The organism is Bacillus sp. JJ664 (genome assembly GCF_036962205.1).
Classification (GTDB): Bacteria; Bacillota; Bacilli; order Bacillales; family Bacillaceae_G; genus Gottfriedia.
Genome location: NZ_JBALMS010000060.1, coordinates 8,800 through 9,653, shown reverse-complemented (window position 1 = coordinate 9,653; position 854 = coordinate 8,800). Strand labels below are relative to the sequence as shown.

The following is an 854-nucleotide window of genomic DNA, read 5'->3' as shown; positions in this document are numbered from 1 at the left end:
CAAAAAATGAAAAAAAGTAACCCTTTTGAACTCATAACAGGGTTACTTTTTCATTTTATTTATCTTTTTCCAAATCTTAAATCTGGCGTAAATTACTCTGATGCTTCAATTTAATGAAAGAATCTTTTTTTATCAATTAATGTCTTGGTGCCCATAATATAACAGACACACCCACTAAACAGATAACTGCCCCTAGCCAATCATAGAGATCCGGTGCTTTTTTATCTATTCCCCATCCCCATAAAATTGAAAGCACAATAAAAACGCCACCATAAGCTGCATACACTCGACCAAACGTTGGGAAGACTTGAAATGTCGCAATAACGCCATACAAAGCTAAAACAATCCCCCCAATTAGACCTAAATAGGCAGATTGACCTTCTCGTAGCCATAACCAAATTAGATATCCTCTACCAATTTCAGCTAATCCAGCTTAAATAAAAGTAATGATTGCAACTCATTCCCTTCTACTTGCACGAACGTTCTGCTGAACTTTTCCAATCAATCAAAACGAACCGTATCTATCCCATCTATTATATCTTCTAATTCTGTTAAAAAATTTATTTGTACAGGTCCTGGAATTTGATCCATCCAATTTTTTATTTCAGGTAACTCTTCAGCTTCCTCAATATTCATTGGTTTTGGATCAAGCGTTTCCCACCACTTTTTCAATTCATCAATAAACTCATAAAAATAACGCTCAAATCTTTCTGCCCATTCTGCACCTTCATCATCAGAAGTTTTTTGCATCATTCCCCAGGCTTCCATTGCGGTTTCAAAGTATTCATCTATCTTTTTCATTTTGAACTCCCTTCTTTATACTTTTTAAAAATAGGCTCTGTTAAAAAAGAATG

General features: G+C 34.7%; 1 protein-coding gene and 1 pseudogene. Both read right to left on the bottom strand.

Going from position 1 to position 854, the window contains the following annotated elements; all coding sequences use genetic code 11:
• Nucleotides 1-136: 136 nt before the first annotated feature.
• Nucleotides 137-433 (bottom strand): annotated as a pseudogene (locus V7056_RS11095) (YnfA family protein); the annotation flags it as partial.
• Between the two features lie 68 nt (nt 434-501).
• Nucleotides 502-801, bottom strand: coding sequence for a hypothetical protein (locus tag V7056_RS11090; protein WP_499701912.1), 300 nt, complete (start codon nt 799-801; stop codon nt 502-504).
• Nucleotides 802-854: the final 53 nt, after the last annotated feature.

What these genes read in the sequence shown, in the direction of transcription:
- V7056_RS11090 (WP_499701912.1), bottom strand. Translation starts at nt 801, where the DNA reads ATGAAAAAGATAGATGAATACTTTGAAACCGCAATGGAAGCCTGGGGA.